The organism is Hallella bergensis DSM 17361, from assembly GCF_000160535.1.
In the GTDB taxonomy this organism is placed as follows: Bacteria; Bacteroidota; Bacteroidia; order Bacteroidales; family Bacteroidaceae; genus Prevotella; species Prevotella bergensis.
Genome location: NZ_GG704781.1, coordinates 1 through 20302, shown reverse-complemented (window position 1 = coordinate 20302; position 20302 = coordinate 1). Strand labels below are relative to the sequence as shown.

Annotated in this window: 17 protein-coding genes; 2 read left to right on the top strand and 15 right to left on the bottom strand. The window is 47.6% G+C overall.

Annotated features, from left to right (window positions below; translation table 11 throughout):
* Positions 1-5 precede the first annotated feature (5 nt).
* The 8 genes from HMPREF0645_RS04080 to HMPREF0645_RS04045 all read right to left on the bottom strand — a co-directional run bounded on the left by HMPREF0645_RS04080 (position 6) and on the right by HMPREF0645_RS04045 (position 10728).
* On the bottom strand, positions 6-1430 hold the full coding sequence (locus tag HMPREF0645_RS04080) for a peptidylprolyl isomerase (protein ID WP_007173609.1): 1425 nt from the start codon (positions 1428-1430) through the stop codon (positions 6-8).
* Positions 1431-1501: 71 nt separating this feature from the next.
* Positions 1502-2986, bottom strand: a complete 1485-nt coding sequence (gene guaB / locus HMPREF0645_RS04075) for an IMP dehydrogenase (protein ID WP_044123288.1) — start codon at positions 2984-2986, stop codon at positions 1502-1504.
* Positions 2987-3199: 213 nt separating this feature from the next.
* Positions 3200-5428 carry a DNA helicase RecQ gene (gene recQ / locus HMPREF0645_RS04070; protein ID WP_007173607.1) on the bottom strand — a complete coding sequence of 743 codons (2229 nt, stop codon included), beginning with the start codon at positions 5426-5428 and terminating at the stop codon, positions 3200-3202.
* 49 nt (positions 5429-5477) lie between these two features.
* Positions 5478-6722, bottom strand: a complete 1245-nt coding sequence (clpX, locus tag HMPREF0645_RS04065) for an ATP-dependent Clp protease ATP-binding subunit ClpX (RefSeq protein ID WP_044123389.1) — start codon at positions 6720-6722, stop codon at positions 5478-5480.
* Positions 6703-7401, bottom strand: a complete 699-nt coding sequence (gene clpP, locus HMPREF0645_RS04060; RefSeq protein ID WP_007173605.1) for an ATP-dependent Clp endopeptidase proteolytic subunit ClpP — start codon at positions 7399-7401, stop codon at positions 6703-6705. Before clpP ends, clpX begins: the two co-directional genes overlap by 20 nt.
* A 351-nt stretch (positions 7402-7752) precedes the next feature.
* Positions 7753-9105: a trigger factor gene (gene tig / locus HMPREF0645_RS04055; protein ID WP_007173604.1), complete on the bottom strand. Its 1353-nt coding sequence runs from the start codon at positions 9103-9105 to the stop codon at positions 7753-7755.
* 176 nt (positions 9106-9281) lie between these two features.
* Positions 9282-10091 (bottom strand): LPS export ABC transporter ATP-binding protein, encoded by an 810-nt coding sequence (lptB, locus tag HMPREF0645_RS04050; protein ID WP_007173603.1) that lies wholly within the window; start codon positions 10089-10091, stop codon positions 9282-9284.
* Positions 10092-10188: 97 nt separating this feature from the next.
* Entirely contained in the window at positions 10189-10728 is a 540-nt protein-coding gene (locus tag HMPREF0645_RS04045; RefSeq protein ID WP_007173602.1) for a beta-class carbonic anhydrase, read from the bottom strand.
* A 1645-nt stretch (positions 10729-12373) separates the two neighbouring features.
* Between HMPREF0645_RS04045 and HMPREF0645_RS04040 the strand changes: the two genes are divergently transcribed.
* Both HMPREF0645_RS04040 and HMPREF0645_RS04035 read left to right on the top strand, forming a co-directional pair.
* Entirely contained in the window at positions 12374-13132 is a 759-nt protein-coding gene (locus HMPREF0645_RS04040) for an MlaE family ABC transporter permease (RefSeq protein WP_007173600.1), read from the top strand.
* Between the two features lie 10 nt (positions 13133-13142).
* Positions 13143-13967, top strand: coding sequence for an ABC transporter ATP-binding protein (locus HMPREF0645_RS04035; protein ID WP_007173599.1), 825 nt, complete (start codon positions 13143-13145; stop codon positions 13965-13967).
* Between the two features lie 38 nt (positions 13968-14005).
* Here HMPREF0645_RS04035 and HMPREF0645_RS04030 read toward each other — a convergent pair whose 3' ends face one another.
* From HMPREF0645_RS04030 to HMPREF0645_RS04005, 7 genes are all read right to left on the bottom strand, one after another.
* Positions 14006-14398, bottom strand: coding sequence for a hypothetical protein (locus HMPREF0645_RS04030; protein ID WP_007173598.1), 393 nt, complete (start codon positions 14396-14398; stop codon positions 14006-14008).
* Positions 14399-14721: 323 nt separating this feature from the next.
* A complete protein-coding gene (gene der, locus HMPREF0645_RS04025; protein ID WP_007173597.1) occupies positions 14722-16035 on the bottom strand; it encodes a ribosome biogenesis GTPase Der in 1314 nt (437 codons plus the stop codon).
* 165 nt (positions 16036-16200) lie between these two features.
* Positions 16201-17082 (bottom strand): GTPase Era, encoded by an 882-nt coding sequence (era, locus tag HMPREF0645_RS04020; RefSeq protein ID WP_044123287.1) that lies wholly within the window; start codon positions 17080-17082, stop codon positions 16201-16203.
* 88 nt (positions 17083-17170) lie between these two features.
* Entirely contained in the window at positions 17171-18190 is a 1020-nt protein-coding gene (locus tag HMPREF0645_RS04015) for a beta-ketoacyl-ACP synthase III (protein WP_007173595.1), read from the bottom strand.
* On the bottom strand, positions 18190-18375 hold the full coding sequence (gene rpmF, locus HMPREF0645_RS13285; RefSeq protein WP_007573504.1) for a 50S ribosomal protein L32: 186 nt from the start codon (positions 18373-18375) through the stop codon (positions 18190-18192). The genes HMPREF0645_RS04015 and rpmF overlap by 1 nt, the downstream gene beginning before the upstream one ends.
* A gap of 21 nt (positions 18376-18396) precedes the next feature.
* Entirely contained in the window at positions 18397-18924 is a 528-nt protein-coding gene (locus HMPREF0645_RS04010; protein WP_044123286.1) for a YceD family protein, read from the bottom strand.
* Between the two features lie 131 nt (positions 18925-19055).
* The gene (locus tag HMPREF0645_RS04005) at positions 19056-20219 is read right to left on the bottom strand and encodes a sensor histidine kinase (protein WP_007173593.1); all 1164 of its coding nucleotides are present in this window, start codon (positions 20217-20219) and stop codon (positions 19056-19058) included.
* Positions 20220-20302 lie beyond the last annotated feature (83 nt).

Genomic DNA, 20302 nt, shown 5'->3' with positions numbered 1-20302 from the left:
GTATTTTATTCGTGCTTATTGACAGTCTCGAGCACATTCTCATTGACAGTCACTTGATATTTCCTACGGAGTTGAGCCACCCATTGCTTTTCAAGATAATCCTGATAGTCCGACACCACCAGCGCCCTCACGTCCGACATTTCCTTTGGAGCCTTCAGTTTCTTGCCATACACATTTGTATAGGGGAAATCTTTCATCAGGGCCGGCACAGTATCTGTCTTGAACATCTTCCGGTCTACCAGGGCGTTATCTCCTTTCTTGAATAGTCCCTTCTCTACCTTGATGCGTAGCACGGAGTCGGCATTGAACGTGGTCCGCAGTTTCTCTGCCCACATATCGAAAGGCAACTTCCTCACAGCCTTGACCACAGCCTTGACATCCTTTTTGTCCCGCGTGTGATAGGCAATCCCTTTAAAACGGGGTTCCTCCCATTTGTATTTTTTCTTGTTCTTCTTAAAAAATGCTTGCAGTCCACGTTCATCTTTCTGAGCCTTATCCCATACCGTACGATTGCTGATTTCATAGAGAAGTAATCCGTCGTAGTATTCCCGGATAAGATATTTCAGACTCGGGTCTTTTTCCTCCATTTCCTTGCGCTTGGCTTCAAGCAAAGCAGCCGTAGAGACATGTTCCTGCTTGGACAAAGTGTCGAGCTTGGCATTGATAATCTGCTCGCGCAACCCTCGCTGGTCGATGTATTTCATAATCGCATCGCGCTGACTGTCATAGCTGTAAAAATTCTGATGTCCTTTTTTCAACACGATATGCCAACCGGCCGGGGACATGAACGGCTCACTCATCTCGCCATCTTTCAGGCTCCAAGCCACATCCTCAAATTCCTTCAGCGTCTGCCCCTTCACAATCATAGGTAGCTCTCCGCCGTTGTTGGCAGAGCCAGGGTCCTGCGACACCTGCTTTGCCAGTGCAGCAAAATCCGCTCCTTTTTTCAGGGCCTCATAAACAGAGTCTATACGCACCTTGGCCTTCCGGTTCTCATCGGGTGTGGCTTGCTGCTTCATCATTACGAGGATATGAGCCACATGAACCATACCGCCATTTTGATCTACCTGCTGCTGTGTTTGTCTGTAGATCTTTCGCGCCTCTGCCTCTACATCTTCCTCGCTAATCATGGCAGGCCTGATTTGCTGGTCGCGATAGCCCGAAAACTCTTGCCGAAACGATAGCATCGTATCCAAGCCGGCTTCTTTGGCTGCCTCAACCTTCAGTTTATAATTTATGAAAAGGTCTACATATTCCTTCACGCTCTTCCTGTCGATCACTCCGTCAGTGTTGTTTTTATTATAGGAGTATTCAAATTCCGAACGTGGAACGGGCTTCCCGTTAACGGTCATGATGACAGGATCGGCGTTTTGGGCAAAAGACAAGGTGCCACACATCAGCGTGACGCCCAACAACAGTTTTATTTTCATTTCAGATCTTCTTTATAAACGCATAAGCGTGAGGAAGTGCACTCCCTCACCCCAACTCATGCCTTTCTTTTTCACTCGTGCCTTGAATAGTTCGGCGCCTCGCTCGTAATGGTGATGTCGTGTGGATGGTTTTCCTGAACACCGGCATTGGTTATGCGAGCAAACCGGGCATCGTGAAGAGCGTCTATCGTACCTGCACCGCAGTAGCCCATACCGGATCGTAACCCACCAACCAACTGGTAGATTACCTCCTGCACAGTACCCTTGTAGGGCACACGACCTGCAATGCCTTCGGGCACAAGCTTCTTCACATCACTCGTGTCGCCCTGGAAGTACCTGTCCCGAGAGCCATTCTTCTGCCCCATGGCCTCCAGCGAACCCATACCACGGTAACTCTTGAACTTTCGACCGTTGTATATAATGGTCTCACCGGGAGATTCCTCTGTTCCTGCAACAAGCGATCCCACCATCACGCAACTACCACCGGCAGCCAGCGCCTTGACAATATCGCCCGAATAGCGCAGGCCTCCGTCAGCAACAAGAGGCACATCTGTTCCTTTCAGGGCAGAGAATACGTCATACACAGCACTCAGCTGCGGCATTCCAACACCGGCCACAATACGTGTTGTGCAGATGGATCCGGGACCAATGCCTACCTTCACAGCATCAGCACCGTTGTCCACCAAATATTTGGCAGCCTCGCCGGTAGCGATATTGCCCACCACAACGTCTACATTGGGGAAAGCAGCCTTCACCTGATGCAACTTGTCAACCACTCCCTTGGAATGGCCATGAGCCGTGTCAATAACAATGGCATCCACGCCAGCATCTACCAAAGCCTGAGCGCGGTCAAGCGTATCAGCCGTGACGCCTACGCCGGCTGCCACGCGCAACCGCCCCTTCTCATCCTTACAGGCCATGGGCTTGTCCTTGGCCTTGGTTATATCTTTATAGGTAATCAGTCCTATCAGACGATTGTTGGCATCCACCACGGGCAGCTTCTCTATCTTATGCTCCTGCAAAATCTGAGCCGCAGCAGTCAAGTCTGTCTGCTGATGGGTCGTCACTAAGTTTTCAGAGGTCATCACCTCGTCTACGGTCTTGTCCAGACGGCGCTCAAAACGCAAGTCGCGGTTGGTAACAATTCCGACGAGGAAGTTGTCTTTGTCAACCACAGGAATACCGCCGATATGGTAATCGTGCATCATCTGCAGCGCATCGCGCACCGTACGACCACGACGGATCGTCACGGGATCATAAATCATGCCATTCTCAGCTCGTTTCACGATAGCCACCTGGCGAGCCTGCTCATCTATGGTCATATTCTTGTGGATAACCCCAATACCTCCCTCACGGGCAATGGCAATGGCCATGGCCGATTCGGTCACGGTGTCCATGGCAGCGGTCACAAAAGGTACGTTCAACTCGATATGACGAGAGAACTTTGTTTTCAACACCACCTCTTTGGGCAATACTTCGGAATAAGCAGGAATAAGCAGGACGTCGTCGAAAGTCAAACCGTCCATCGTGATTTTATCTGCAACAAATGATGACATAAAATGAAGATTTATAAATTTATTGCGTGCAAATATAGCAATATTTTCGCACATACAGATTGCCTTTTGCGAAATTCTTTGTAGTTTAATGCTATTTAACTTGGTGTCTAAATCAGTAATTATCAACAAGAACACCTCGGTTCCACCGAGACAGCCACATCGCATTTCTTACATTCGTGCAGCCCACTTCTGTTGATTAGGAAACACCATCGTTTAGTTTCCCTCTTCCGACATAAATTTAATGAGCACCAGTCGGGTCTTTTGTTCAGCCGTGAGACCATCCTCGTCATCATAGACATCAGCCTCTTCTATAGCCTCATCAATATCATCGGTCTCGCTGGTTCGGAAATACTCGTAAATATCGGCAACCTCATCCGAATCCACGACCTCATCATTATCAATATAATATCCAATATCCACCTTCATTCCTCCGTTCACGATCGACTCGATGTCATCAAGCAATTCATCGAAAGTGCATCCCTGTGACTTGGCAATCTCGTCTAGGGGCACGCGCTTGTCAATGAGTTCTATGATCTTAAGTTTCTTCTGCGACTTGTTCGGCAGGCTGATGACGCGCATCATATCGGTGCGCTGTATGTCGTTTTCCACACAATAGCGCTTAATCAGCTCTATGAACTCAGCTCCAAACTTCTTGGCCTTGCCCTGCCCGACGCCCTGTATCTGTAACAGTTCGTCCATGGTAATGGGATAGTTGGTGGCCATCAGTGTAATAGAAATATCCTGAAACACAACATATGGTGGCAGGTTATGCTTGCGGGCCACGTCTTTTCGTAGGTTCTTCAACAACTTGTACAGCTTGTCGTCCAAGGCTGTCACATTGCCATAAGCACTATCTTCCGCCTCATCAAACTGCCTGTCCAAAACCACAGTAAAGGGCTTCGGACTCCTGATGAATTGGCGCCCCTCGGGAGTCAGACGCAGAAAGCCATAGTTTTCCACATCCTTACAGATATAATGAGCTATCATAGCTTGACGAATGACCGGATTCCAAATCGTCGGATGGCGGTCATTAATCTCCATTCCGCCGCCAAACTCCGGAAGTTTATCGTGGCCGTGGCGTACAATGTTGTCAGTAGCCCGTCCTCTCACCAAGTCGATAATGTACGATTGGTCAAACTCTTCCTTCACGGCCTTGATAGCCTTGAGTACTGCCAGAAGCGCCTCGCCGGCTTCCTCTGTTTTCTGCGGATGCTTGCAGTTGTCGCAGTTCTCACAGTTCTCCTTCGTATATTCCTCTCCGAAATAGTGTAACAGGAATTTCCGGCGACACACCGACGACTCTGCGTAAGCCTTGGTTTCTTCCAAGAGCTGGCGACTTATTTCCTTTTCAGCCTCACCCTTGTTGTCGGTAAACTTCTCGAGTTTTTTCAGATCCTTGGGCGAATAGAAGGCGATACACCGACCTTCCCCACCATCGCGGCCAGCACGCCCCGTTTCCTGGTAATAGCCTTCGAGGCTCTTGGGAATGTCATAATGAATGACAAAGCGCACATCGGGCTTGTCGATACCCATGCCGAAGGCAATGGTGGCCACTATGATATCGATATCCTCGCGCAGGAAATCGTCCTGCGTCTGGGTGCGCACCTCCGTGTCGAGTCCTGCATGATAGGGAGCAGCTTTGTAGCCATTAATCTGTAGCTTCTTGGAAAGCTCCTCCACCTTCTTGCGCGAGAGACAATAGATAATGCCGCTCTTGCCCTCGTGCTGCTTTAAGAAACGGATAATCTGGCTGTCAGCATCTTCCTCACTTGCTTTCTGGCGTACCTCATAATATAAGTTTGGACGGTTGAACGAACTCTTGAAATCGCGCGCATCGACAATGCCCAAGCTTTTCTTGATATCCGAGCGCACCTTGTCGGTGGCCGTTGCCGTCAACGCTATGATGGGAGCACGCTTCTCCCCACGAGAGGATGCTATTTTATCAATCGTAGGTCGAATATTCCTGTATTCCGGACGGAAATCATGCCCCCACTCCGATATGCAGTGCGCCTCGTCAATGGCATAAAACGAAATCCTAAACGATTGGAAAAATTCAAGATTATCCGGCTTATTGAGTGACTCCGGAGCCACATAGAGCAATTTCGTCTTACCGGAATGCACATCCTCTTCCACCTGCGTAATCGCCTGCTTGTTGAGTGACGAATTGAGAAAATGTGCTACTCCACTTTCCTCAGTAAGGCCGTTGACCACGTCCACCTGATTCTTCATCAGGGCGATCAGAGGCGAGATGACAATGGCCGTGCCGTCCATGAGCAGCGACGGCAACTGATAGCAAAGGCTCTTGCCACCACCCGTGGGCATCAGCACAAAAGCGTCACTGCCACCCATCAGACTCTTTATGATTGCCTCTTGGTCACCTTTGAACGAATCAAAGCCAAAATACTGTTTCAAGCGTAGTGTCAGATTATCTTCCTTCATCATAGAGTTTTGTGTCTTTAAGCCTTTGGCTGTTTCATGGCACACTATCGTGTCATGCAGATTCGAGTTTCTGCATGTGTGCCTTGTCAAGCTGCGCCTTTGCATAATCGAGCGTCACCTCGAATTTTCTGATACGACGTGAAGGCGCATCATACATCGCGTCCATAATCACCGCTTCCACGATGGAACGCAATCCACGGGCACCGAGCTTGTATTCCACGGCTTTATCTACAATAAAGTCGAGGGCATCGTCGGCAAACGTGAGCGTTATGTTGTCCATGGCAAACAGTTTGACAAACTGCTTGGTGATGGAGTTTTTCGGTTCCACTAAGATCCGTCTCAACGCCTTCCGATCCAGTGGATTCAGGAAAGTGAGCACCGGCACACGCCCGATGAGTTCGGGAATGAGGCCAAACGACTTCAAATCCTGTGGCAGAATATACTTCATCAGGTCACCCTTGTCTATACTGCGCATGTTCTGCACCGAATTATAACCGACCACGTGCGTGTTGAGCCGCTGGGCAATCTTCCGCTCTATTCCGTCAAAGGCACCTCCGCATATAAACAAGATATTCTTGGTGTTCACATGAATATAGTCTTGGTCGGGATGCTTGCGTCCTCCCTTGGGTGGCACATTCACCACCGTGCCCTCGAGAAGCTTCAACAGTCCCTGCTGCACCCCTTCGCCACTGACGTCACGCGTGATGCTGGGGTTGTCGCTCTTGCGGGCTATCTTGTCTATCTCATCAATAAAGACTATGCCACGCTCAGCAGCTGCCACGTCATAATTGGCTACCTGCAGCAACCGACTCAGTATGCTCTCCACGTCTTCGCCCACATAGCCTGCCTCGGTAAACACCGTGGCATCTACGATGGTAAAGGGAACATCAAGGAGTTTTGCAATGGTGCGGGCCAGTAGTGTCTTGCCCGTGCCCGTGGATCCCACCATGATGATATTGCTCTTCTCGATCTCCACGCCGTCCTCGTCCGTAGGTTGCTGCAACCGCTTGTAATGATTGTATACCGACACGGCCATATAGCGCTTTGCCTCGTCCTGCCCGATGATGTATTCATCGAGGTAGGCCTTGATCTCCTTAGGTTTGGGAATCTTGCCAACGGCTTTATACTCCTGCCCGGCATTCTCGCCTTCGTTCGCCTCGTCAAGCACACCGGACTGCTGCACAATCCTGTATGCCTGCGAAGCACAGTCCTCACAGATATACCCGTTGAGTCCTGTGATGAGTAAGCCAACCTCGCTTTCTCCTCTTCCGCAGAAGTTACAAACTTTCCTTGCCATTTTCTGTTTCATTGTTTTTGCGTGTCAACACCATATCAATCATACCATACGCCTTGGCCTCCTCTGCGTTCATCCAGTAGTTTCGGTCGCTGTCCTTCCACACTTTCTCATACGACTGGTGGGAGTGGTTGGCAATGATGGTGTAGAGTTCCTTCTTGAATTTCAGAATCTCCCGAGCCTCGATCTCAATGTCCGATGCCTGGCCCTGCACACCGCCCAACGGCTGATGTATCATCACGCGGGCATGGGGCAATGCCGCACGCTTGCCTTCGGCTCCGGAAACGAGTAACACAGCGCCCATCGAAGCAGCCATGCCCGTGCAGATGGTCGCCACGCTGCTACTAATGAACTGCATGGTGTCATAAATACCCAGCCCGGCCGTCACGCTGCCACCCGGCGAGTTGATATAGATGGAGATATCTTTCTCGTTGTCCACAGAGTCAAGATAGAGCAGCTGCGCCTGCAGGGTGTTGGCCGTATAGTCGTCCACCTCTGTGCCCAAGAAGATGATGCGATCCATCATCAGACGTGAGAACACGTCCATTTGTGTCACATTGAGCTGACGCTCCTCAAGAATATATGGATTTAGGTAACGAGCCTGTGCCTTCACCACATCATCGAGCACCATGCCGTTCATTCCCAAATGTCCTGTTGCAAATTTTCTGAAATCGTTGTTCATACTTGATTTTATCAAAATAAAATGAGATTATAATTCCTTTCAGTCGGATTCTGTAAACCAGCCCTGCAGCCGCTAACTTGTATTCAGAACAACACGTTGACAAGTGCAGTACCCATAGACAGAATCCTCTTTTATACCTATTAATAACACAAAGATACTAAAAAAAGTCGACATGATCAACTATGTCTCGAATATTTTTTAGCATCATTCTGGGCAAAGAGCGTCAAACCATGGCCAGTATCAACGGTAATGGCTCCCGCGGCTTGGAAAGATGTCAGGGTAATTTCAAAACGAAGAGCCAAGGTTTACACCCTGGCTCCTCGTTTTTGATATCCCGGTTTCGGGCACAAACTATTCGGCCATCTTATTGAACTCGTCGAGGGTAACCTTTTTCTTATTCAACTTCACCGTTTTCTTCACGGCGTCGGCAAGTTTGACATCAATAGCACGGTCAACGAAGTTCTGCACCGTTTCCTGCTTCTTCAGCAGTTCATCGGCATAGTTGTTCACATACTCTTCCGGTACATTATTCATGCCATACTGGGCAAACTGGGCGCGCGCAGCCTCACGAGCAGCCTGCTTCACATCCTCGTCTTCTATCTTGATGCCAGCCTGTTCCACCAACTTGTTGCGAATAAGGCTCCAGGTAAGCTCCTTGATGCTTGGCTCATAATTCTTGTCGATGAACTCCTGATCCTTGTCCTTGTTGTTGTTCTTCATAATTCGCTTCAACAGGGCGTCAGGATATGTCAGCTGACCAACCTTGTCTTCTGCGTATTTGCGCATGTCAAGCAGGAATTTATAGTTGCTTTCGCTGGCCAACTGGGCTTTCAGTCCTTCTGCGATCTTGGCACGGAAGTCCTTCTCGTCCTTAACCACACCTTCGCCAAAAGTCTTGTCGAACAACTCCTGGTTCACTTCATGATTGCGGAAACGCTGAATCTCGGTTACCTGATAGCTGAAGTCGCCAGAGTGTTCGGCTATCTCCTCTTTCTTGATTTTCAACAGTGCAGACACCTCCGTATCACTCTCCGGATAAGCCTTGCGCGGATTGAAGGTGATGATATCGCCAGTCTTAGCACCGTCGAATAGTTTTTTCTGGTCGTCTGCCTTGATATAGTTAGGCATGATGACGGCTGCCTCAACGGTCAGTCCCCCCTCCTTGGTGCTGCCCTTCTCGTCGAGTTCGCGCAGGTCGCCCTTCAGCATGTCGCCGTCCTGATATTCCGCCACCGTCTCATATTTACCCGAACGCGATGCAAACATTTCGACCTGACGGTCGATCAAGGCGTCGTCAACTTCGATTTCATAGAAATCTATCTTGTCCTTGGGGGTAAATTCGATGTCAAACTCCGGTGCAACGGCAATGTCGAATATGAAAGTATAGGGCGCGGCTTTTTCCAAATCCTGCGGTTCCTGTTTCTCCGAAGCCAGCGGTTCGCCGAGCATCTGAACTTTATTGTCTGTGATATACTTTTGTATCTCGTTGCCAACCAACTTGTTGATGGCATCCATCTTGACAGACGTACCGTATTGGCGTTTGATAATTCCCATAGGAACCTGACCAGGGCGGAAACCGGACATATTGGCCTTCTTCCGATAGTCCTTCAGTGTCTTCTCGACATCGTTTTTATAATCATCCTCTTCAACTGTGATGGTTAACACAGCATTAAGCTTGTCGGGATTTTCAAATGATACTTTCATCTCTTCTTATTCTATTTATAATTTAATTGTTCTTAAGGGAGTTGTTGCAATTTTGAAGCGCAAAATTACTCATAATTAACGAGTAAACCTAATATACAAAACAAAAATTTGTTTTTTTAACCATAGTCGCACCCGTGCAGACACCCATCAAGCGAATGAGCCGAAGCGTCATGCACTCACCTCGCTTCGGGAACCTGCCTACCCATTTCTTCTGCAAATTGCCGGTCCTCATCGTTCCATTGAAAGCGCCGGTAAACAAAGTTGTCACTCAGATAGTTCTTTCGAACGATCTTGTTGGCTGCCAGCTCTTCCGGAACACCCTGAAACAGGATGCGTCCCTCAAAAAGCAGATAGGCCCGGTCGGTCACCGAGAGGGTTTCCTGCACGTTGTGGTCGGTTATCAGAATGCCGATATTCCGGTATTTCAGTCGCCACACGATGTGTTGTATGTCTTCTACAGCAATGGGATCCACTCCGGCAAAAGGCTCGTCGAGCATAATAAACTTCGGGTCGATGGCCAGGCAGCGCGCTATCTCCGTGCGTCGCCGCTCTCCACCTGACAGGCGGTCACCCTTGTTCTTGCGCACCTTGTTAAGCCGAAACTCGCCTATCAGGCTTTCCAGTTTGGCCAACTGCTGCTCGTGGGTGAGATCAGTCATTTCAAGCACGGCCATGATGTTATCTTCCACGCTCAACTTCCTGAACACGCTGGCCTCCTGCGGTAAATAGCCGATACCGGCGCGCGCACGCTTATAGACAGGATATTTGGTTATCTCCTTATCGTCTATGTACACATGCCCCTCGTTGGGCACAACAAGTCCCGTGGTCATATAGAACGAGGTTGTCTTCCCGGCACCGTTGGGACCGAGCAAACCCACGATTTCACCTTGGCGCACGCTGATGCTCACCTCGTTGGCCACCGTTCGCTCTCCGTAGCGCTTGACAAGTCCCTCTGTACGAAGGGTAGAAAGTTTTTCAGATTCCATCTTGATGAATGACTTTGCCTGCAAATGTACGAAATTACATTGTAAAATAAAAGAGATTGCGCCAACAATTGGCAAAGGCACCCCGCTGTCGACCCGCTTATTTGACTTCGCTCAACTCTCCTGTATATGAGTCTATCATAAATCCCCGCACAACAAATTGCCGCGGCATCAGTGGGTGATGCTGAATGGCTGTGACAATACGCCGCACATCCTCTTCTATATCCTCAAAACCACTGAGATAATTTTCAAGATCAACGTGTTTGGACGCCTCAGCCAGAGCTTCGTCGCTGACACCCCTTTGCTTCATGAGGTCGATGAAGTGTTGGGCTTCCAGATGACAGAGTCCACAATCGGAATGGTGCACCACCATAATCTCCTCGCACCCCAACTCATATACAGCAACCAGCAATGACCGGATTACCGAGTCGTAGGGCGACAGCATCGTTCCACCGGCTACCTTAATAAACTTTGCGTCTCCGTTCCTAAGCCCCATAGCCTTTGGCAGCAGCTCGGTCAGTCGGGTGTCCATGCAACTCAGCACTGCCAGTTTCCTGGTTGGCTGTCCCGTTGTGGCATACTTCTCATATTTTTTCTCTGCCACAAACTGGGCATTGTATTTCAAAATATCTTCTATCATCGTCGTTAGAATTATTTGCCGAATGGCTAATTATAAATTGCCAATTGTCAATTATAAATTATATCCCGTTTCAAAGATATAAATATTTTTGCAAAGTGTAAACCAACAAGTGCAATTTAACACGATAGTTTTGAATATTCTATGGCATTCTTGTTTGTGAGCACAAATTGCCATCTTTGTCTTCTATTTTCGCAATACCCACCTCTTTCTCGTACATCTCTAAGGTGGGACTCACCTCCGGCGGGAGAAGCGGGGCGAGCTTTTTATCGTCCTGGGTAGGGCTTTCTATCCCAAATCGTGAATAAAGCTACCGCCATTTCCTAAAAGAACTGGTTGATACATTAGTCGCCTCGCAGAATGACTTATGGTGTAGGTTTTCATCATGTGCGACACATTTTCATCATGTTATTTACGGCAACTGTCTCCATCATTTAACAACTGTTGCTATAGAACTGCGATTGCAAATGCCATTAAAAGTCCTAAAACCGTGCATGACACCGACCCTACGCAGAACGCAATCGTTATCCATCTCCATTTCCTATGCCATCTCTCGTCCTTCTTCTCAAAATGTTTGAAATACATCAAATACCTGTCGTTGGAAAATACAGCCCTATAAGCCGGAATATAACAAAGACCGATAGGCAGTCCGAATATAACAGGCTCATCGACATTTGGAGTGATAACCCTTATTTAACACGAGAAGCAAGATGATTCCTGACGAGATCACCTCCTCTGTCCTATTGCATCAATTAAAATGGATCATTGTTCATCCATGCAGTTTTGTTCTCATCAACAGATGTCCTGGATGAATCCTGAGACAACAGATACTGACATTTTTTCTGACAAACATCTCTCTGTATTTCACGAATTTAAAAATAAGAATCCTTTGGTTCGAAATTAGCAAAATTTGAGATAATTCGTAGTGGGTTGACAATCAGAGCTTTAACGAAAATCATTTTACTATACGATTTTTGTCGTTTATGATTAGATATCAAACGCCACTGCGGTTAAACGCTAATCACCATGCGACAAAGGTTCGATCGCGCAATCGATAAGCTCGAATCGTGGTGCCACAAGGCTGGAATCGCATCAGTCTTGTGTTTTTGACGCTCTTCGGGATTGGAATTATCCGCAAAAACATGGCGCTTTTCTGCCCAGATGCGACGAAAGGAATTAGCCGGAAACGGTAATAATATTTTATAAAGGGAAGAGAGAAGAATGAAGAAGGAAGAATGAAGAGAGAAGGAAGAATGAAGGATGAAGAATCAGCGCCCAGTCTAATTGTGAATTGTAAATTATGAATTGTACATTGTAAATTCCTCCGCACCGCTATGCGGTATCTAAGAATATCCGGAGAATATCCTTTTATAAATGAAAAGCTCATCGCAGAAAATCTTACACTCTTGCTTCGCAAGATAATATTAGAATATCTGCTCACCCTAACCGCGCAGCTCAAATTATGAGGGAAGAGGGAAGAGGGAAGAGGGAAGAGGGAAGAATCACTGCGCAGCCTAATTGTGAATTGAAAATTGTGAATTGTGAATTACAAATGACACAAGCGTAATAAAACATAAAAACCTCAAGCAAGTGAGTGGTTTCATCAGCTTTTTTGATTACTTTTGCATCAATGAATTATTGACATGACATGCTAATCACGAAATTAGTACACAAACACCTGACCACCTTCGGCAACTACCTGATTCTCATGGGGCGGGCGTTCTCTCGTCCGGAGAGAATGCGGATGTTCCTTAAACGCTACGTCAAGGAGATGGCGCAGTTGGGGGTAGACTCCATCGGTATCGTGTTGCTCATCAGCTTCTTCATCGGAGCCGTGATCTGTATTCAGATGAAGGTGAACATCCAGAGTCCGTGGATGCCCCGTTGGGTAACGGGTTATACGACTCGCGAAATCATGTTGCTGGAGTTTTCGAGTTCGATCATGTGTCTTATCCTTGCGGGCAAGGTAGGGTCGAACATCGCCTCTGAATTAGGTACCATGCGTGTGACTCAGCAGATTGACGCCTTGGATATTATGGGCATCAACTCAGCCAGCTATCTCATCCTGCCCAAAATTGCAGGACTGGTGACCATCATGCCCTTCCTCGTGATTTTCTCCTCGGCCATGGGCATCGTGGGCGCATACGCCACGGCTTACATCGGGCAGCTGATGTCGCCTGCCGACCTGACGGCCGGCATGAACCATTCGTTCAACGAATGGTATATGTGGATGAGTATTATCAAGAGTTTGTTTTTCGCCTTTATCATTGCCAGTGTGTCGTCGTACTTCGGATATAGCGTGAAAGGTGGATCTGTGGATGTGGGCGAGGCCTCGACAGACGCTGTGGTGTCGAGCAGTGTGCTGATACTGTTCTCAGACGTATTTCTGACACAGTTGCTGTCTTAATTCCGTTATTATGATAGAAGTAAGAAACCTAAGCAAATCTTTCGATGATAAAGTTGTGCTCAAGGGCATCAGTGCGACCTTTGAGACGGGCAAGACCAATCTGATTATCGGGCAGAGTGGATCGGGCAAGACCGTGCTGGTCAAGAATATTGTGGGACTGCTCGAACCCACCAGCGGAGAGGTTCTCTATGACGGGCGGAACTTGATAACCATGTCCAAGAAGGAACGTGTCATGATGAGACGCGAGATGGGGATGATTTTCCAAAATGCAGCCTTGTTCGATTCGCTGACGGTGCTCGAAAATGTGCAGTTCCCCCTTGATATGTTCTCCGATATGAATCTGCAGGGAAGAATGAAACGCGCACGGGAATGTCTCGACCGCGTGAACCTGACAGATGCGGAAAACAAATATCCCGGCGAGATATCCGGGGGTATGCAAAAACGTGTGGCCATAGCCAGGGCTATCGTGATGAATCCCAAATATCTCTTTTGTGATGAGCCCAACTCTGGATTGGACCCGAAGACATCGCTCGTGATCGACAAGTTGCTGTCGGACATTACCAAGGAATATAACATCACCACCATTATTAATACCCACGACATGAACTCGGTCATGGGTATTGGCGAGAATATTCTCTTTGTTTACAAGGGACGGAAGGAGTGGCAGGGCACCAAGGAGGAAGTGATGAATGCCACGAACAAGCGACTCAATGACCTCGTGTTTGCGAGCGACCTGTTCCAGAGGGTGAGGGAAGCGGAAATGGAGGAGGACGAACACGGGAAGCAAATCACCGGGAACGACTTCTCCACGCAAGAAGGCCTCAGGGGACTGTAGCCAAGGGGTGATGGTCTTGCAGCCGGAAGCCGCTGTTGTCAGCGGGTGTACCACACGCCGTTGTGCTCTACCATGGGCACAAGAACTTCTTCGCTGGTGCTGTCGCCATAGACAAACAAAAGAAATACTTGGGTCATGTGTCCGGCTGTGTCGGCCTTGGCATTGACCACGCGCACCTGTTTGAGCCCTTTGTGAGCCGTTTCCTGTTCGCCCATGAACATCTTGGCATTGGCGATAAGTTGCTCGCGGTATGAGGCGGGTATTGAATCGGGCACGTAGCGGCCGTCGACAAATTGTTCATACTTGCCCTCTATAAGCAAGTCGTAGTAGGCCTTGGCTGCTTGTGCAGCAACATCCTCGGGGTTAGGCTTCCGGCTACAACTTGAGCACAAGGCACAAAACCCTAACATCAGCAACAACAAATTCTTCATTTTCTATATTAACAGTGTAGTTTCAATCATTGACTCTCACAGCGATATTGATTCATCGCAAACAAAGCACAGTATACTCCAATTGTGAATTGTGAATTAAAAATTCCTCCGCACCGCTATGCGGTATCTAAGAATATCCGGAGAATATCTTTTTTTGAATGAAAGGCTCATCGCAGAATATCCTCCCGTTTGCTTCGCAAACAATCTTAGAATATATGCCCTACCTCCACCGCGCAGCCTAATTGTGAATTGAAAATTGTGAATTGTGAATTACTACCGCGCAGCCTAATTGTGAATTGTGAATTTTGAATTTTGAATTACAACTACTTTTTCCTGACAAACACATTGATGGGACATCCATGCATGGGCCAATGCTCACGAATCTTATTTTCCAGGAAACGACGGTAGTTCTCCTTGACATACTGTGGCAGGTTGGCATAAAATACGAATGACGGAATCTGAGTGTTGGGCAACTGTGAGCAGTATTTAATCTTGATGTATTTGCCCTTGATCGAGGGCGGCGGAGTCTGCTCGATAATAGGTAGCATCACCTCGTTGAGCTTCGTGGTACCAACACGTGCTTTCCGGTTGATATATACTTGTTTAGCAGTTTCCAGAACCTTGAATATACGCTGCTTGGTAAGTGCCGAAGCAAAGATAATGGGGAAGTCTGAAAACGGGGACATGCGCTCGCGTATGGCATTCTCGAACGTCTTGACGACTTGATGATCCTTGTCTTCGACCAAGTCCCACTTGTTGACCACCACAACCAAGCTCTTGCGGTTGCGTTGAATAAGCTGGAAGATATTCATGTCCTGTGCTTCGATGCCTCGCGTGGCATCAATCATGAGAATGCACACGTCGCTGTTTTCAATGGCGCGAATGCTACGCATGACACTGTAAAACTCCAAATCCTCGGTCACCTTGTTCTTTCGGCGGATACCTGCTGTGTCCACAAGGTAGAAGTCAAAACCAAATTTATCGAAACGCGTGTAGATACTGTCGCGCGTGGTGCCTGCGATTTCGGTCACTATATGGCGATCCTCACCAATGAACGCATTGACAAGGCTCGACTTGCCAGCATTTGGGCGGCCCACAACGGCAAAGCGGGGAATCTCTTCTTCGATCTCTTCCTCGTTGTCGGAAGGCAGTGTCTTGACGACAAGATCAAGAAGGTCTCCAGTTCCACTGCCTGAAATGGCACTGATGCTCACCGGGTCGCCCAAGCCGAGCTTATAGAACTCAGCGGAGATATATGCCTCGCCACTGTTATCTACCTTGTTGGCCACAAGAATGATGGGCTTCCTGGAACAACGGAGTACCATTGCCACGTCCTCATCCCAGTCGGTGAGGCCGGTTTCGACATCCACCAAAAAGAGGATGAGGTCGGCTTCGTCGGAAGCAATCCTAACCTGCTGACGGATGGCATCCTCAAAAATATCATCTGATTTAACTACCCATCCACCGGTATCGACAATGGAAAACTCACGTCCGTTCCAATTGCATTTTCCATACTGGCGGTCACGGGTGGTGCCCGCAATGTCGCTGACTATAGCATGACGCGTGCGGGTCAGGCGATTGAAAAGTGTGGACTTGCCCACATTTGGGCGCCCAACGATTGCTACTAAATTTGCCATTTTGTTGTGGTCTTCCCCCCTGTGTGGGGGATGAGCGAGGTCATGTGCTCTGTTAATATTTGCCGAGGATGACCAATCCCCAGCCCTTGCCTTCGCAAGAGTTTGTCCTACTTCCAGTCAGGACAGATTGAATTTCCCGATTACTACAGGAAACTTTTCAATTTGTTATTGCGGGTTATACCCGAAACTATTGAGTTCTCTCTGAGAGTTTCGCCAATCCTTGTCCACCTTGACAAAGACTTCGAGGAATATTTTCTTATCGAAGAATTTTTCTAAGCTCTTGCGAGCCTCGGTAGACACTTTCTTCAAGGCCATGCCCTGACGGCCGATGATGATTCCCTTCTGAGAGTCGCGCTCCACATAAATCACGGCATTGATATGCACATGTCGTTCGTCTTCCTTGAATTGCTCCACGACAACCTCTACGGAATAAGGGATTTCCTTGTCGTAATAGCGCAGAATCTTCTCACGGATAATCTCCGAGACAAAGAATCTTGCTGGCTTGTCCGTCAGCTGATCCTTGTCAAAGTAGGCAGGACTCTCCGGCAGTAGCTCTGCAATACGCTTCATCAGAATGTCGGTTCCAAACTTGTTCTTTGCAGAAATGGGCAGGATCTCAGCATTGGGTAGCAGCGCATGCCATTTCTCCACAAGATCACCAAGCTTCTGTTGGTCGGTTTCGTCAATCTTGTTGATAAGCAGGATGACAGGAATGGTCATTGTCTTGACGCGATTGAGGAAATCCATATTCTTCTCCGGATTCTCCACCACATCCGTGACATACAGCAAGATGTCGGCATCGGAAAGTGCAGACTCCGAGAAAGCCAACATCATTTCCTGCATCTTGTAGTTGGGCTTCAGAACACCGGGCGTATCGGAGAACACGATCTGCATTTCGGGCGTATTAACAATGCCCATGATACGATGACGTGTGGTCTGTGCCTTGAATGTGGCAATGCTGATCCGCTCGCCGACAAGCTGGTTCATCAGCGTAGACTTACCAACATTGGGGTTGCCAACAATATTTACGAAACCTGCCTTATGCATATCTGTATTTGGTGTTAAAAGAAAACGATAAAGAAAAAACGCATGATTCATAATGATGAAGGATGCGTTTTCGAATAAGTTAATTAAATTACTTGTTGTCTGCTACTGCCGCTCCGTCATATCCCCATTTGTAATATGAGGCTCCATGAACAAAACCGGCTCCGAAAGCTGTCAGCACAACATTGTCTCCCTTGCGTAACTTGGATTCGTTATCCCATAAGGCCAACGGAATCGTTGCAGAACTGGTATTGCCGTAGTGATCGATGTTAATCATGACCTTCTCGATAGGAATGTCAGCACGTTTGGCCACGGCTTCTATAATCCTAAGGTTTGCCTCGTGAGGGACTACCCAGTCTACGTCATCGGCGGACAAATCGTTGCGCTTCAAAATCTCCTCAACATCATTGCCCATATCAGTAACAGCGTGACGGAAAACGTTACGCCCCTCCTGATAAAGATAGTGCAAATGATGATCCACTGTGAAATGAGATGGCGGACATACGCTGCCTCCTGCTTTCAAATGCAGGAAAGGAAGCCCCCTGCCGTCCGTGCGGAGGAATGAGTCTTGAAATCCAATCCCCTCTTCTTCCGTAGCCTCTACCAACACTGCACCAGCTCCGTCGCCAAAGAGAACACAGGTCTGCCGATCTGTGTAGTCTACAATAGAAGACATCTTCTCAGCAGAAACTACGATAATCTTCTTATAGCGTCCGCTTTGAATCATCGCCGAAGCTGTGTCCATGGCATAAAGGAATCCACAGCATGCACACGACATATCAAATGCATGGGCATGCTTAAGCCCGAGCTTACCAAGAACAATACTTGCTGTGGAAGGAAACGCGTAGTCTGGGGTTGTGGTGGAAAGTATGAGTGCATCAATGGTGTCCGGATCAACTCCGGTCTTCTGCAAGAGTTGCTTGGCTGCCTTACGAGCCATGTAACTGCTTCCGAGCCCCTCCTCCTTGAGAATGCGGCGCTCCTTGATGCCCACACGTGTCGTAATCCACTCATCACTGGTGTCTACCATACGCGACAATTCCTCGTTGGTGAGGACATAGTCGGGCACGTAGCCACCAATTCCTGTGATTACAGCGTTGATCTTGCTCATTATTCAGCAGCTTCCTTTACAATAGCAACCTTACCACGGTAGTATCCGCATGTAGGGCATACAGTGTGATAAACATAGTATGAACCACAGTTAGGGCAAATGGCCAATGTAGGTGCTACTGCCTTATCGTGAGTTCTTCTCTTAAGAGTACGTGTCTTAGACTGTCTTCTTTTAGGATGTGCCATAATGCTTTAATGTTTAATTTATTATTCTTTGTTTTTTAACTTACTTAGTGCTTCCCATCGGGAATCCACAGGTTTCCCTTCATCTCCATCACCGCTTCGGACGGTCGAATGCTCCTTTAGGAGTTTCATCATGGCAGGATTGCATTTTCCAGGTGCATGCACATGCCTGATTGGAATGCTGAGTTCTATGAATTCATAGATGTACCAGGAAACGTCGAGTATTCCTTCTCTCTCGTTCACCGTTACCAGGTCATCGTCTTCAGAGTTGCCTTCTCCAAGCTGGGCTGACAGGCAGTCGTCTGTTACTATTTCCTGATTCATGTCATCAAGGCATAAGTCACAAGGCACCACCACCGAGCCCTCAGTGTGGAAAACCAAATTATAGAATCCCTCTACATATTGGATACTCAATGTCGTATGCAGCCGACCACTCCTTACCATAGGGGCTTGTATTGCCTCAAAGTAAGAATCATCCAAGTCGAACTCGAAGACTTCACCCCCCTCGCCCAGCCTTTTTAGGTCTATCTTAAACTGCTCTAAATTAGACATATCCACACTTTGGGCTGCAAAGTTACTGATTTTTTCTGACAATAAATCATTAAAAAGCGAAAAAAGCTCGAGAAACACACAAGTTTATAACTTTTCACTGGCATTATGACCGATTTGCCAAGAATCAAGTTTTATTTACGCAACTCTATACAGAAAGTCGTTCCCCGGCCAATCTCAGAACTTTTTACATAAATTTTTCCTTTGTGATATTCCTCAACGATACGCCGTGCAAGGCTTAATCCCAAGCCCCATCCCCGCTTCTTGGTTGTGAAACCAGGGCGAAAAACATTGCTTATATCCTTCCTTCTGATACCCTTACCTGTATCAGAAACATAGACCAACACCTTAGTCTCTGTATCCTCAACTCCTATCGTAATCCTTCCGGAATCAGCACCCATGGCATCTACAGCGTTCTTGGAAAGGTTTTCCAACACCCATTCGAACAAAGAGGAGTTTAAGTTCACAACCACATCATATGGCGGTAATTGCTTCACCATCTCCACCTTTTTACTTGTCCGGCGGTCCATGTAATCTATCACATGATCTATAACCTCATTAAGACTCGTTAAATCAAGTTCAGGGAACGAACCTATCTTTGAGAAGCGGTCGGCAATAAGCTGAAGTCTTCTTATATCCTTATCCATTTCCGGAATCAACTCGTCTTGTGGATAATTTTCCTTCAAGATCTCCGCCCACGCCATCAGACTGGACGTAGGTGTGCCAAGCTGATGAGCTGTCTCCTTGGAAAGTCCAACCCAAACCTTATTCTGTTCCGCCTTTTTAGAGGTAAGTAAGGCAAATATGGCAACCACAACAAAGATAAGAACAACTCCAAGCTGGACAAACGGATATATCGACAAACGTTTGAGCATCAAGGACTGGTCATAACAAACAATTATATCATCATTACTCTGGTTGTCAACAGCTATACAAATAAACTGTTTATTGGCCAGTAATCTTTTCCCGATATCAGTCACTTGCTGCAAACTATCTTGGTAATTCCTGGCATCTAAAACAATGTTTCGGAAATCCGTCACTTCACCCGTTGAGTTAAATACGATCACAGGGATATAGTCATTATCATTAATAACCTTAAGCACAAGCGTCAGGTCTGTGTTTTCATCAGCTGTGTTTAAAGCTCGCATGGCCTCGCCCCAGACTTCCATCTTATGCTGCTCCTGTATTTTCAAATCACGAGTCAGAAAATGTGATACAAGCAATGATCCCACAGCGATTAATATCGCTGCTAACATCAGGAATATCTTGACCTGCCTAATTCTATCCGTCCATTGCATAACGATGATAACAACGCATAAAAGCAACGTTTATTGCGCGCATTAAATCAGAAAAAGCCCTCAGGACACGGTGTCCTGAGGGC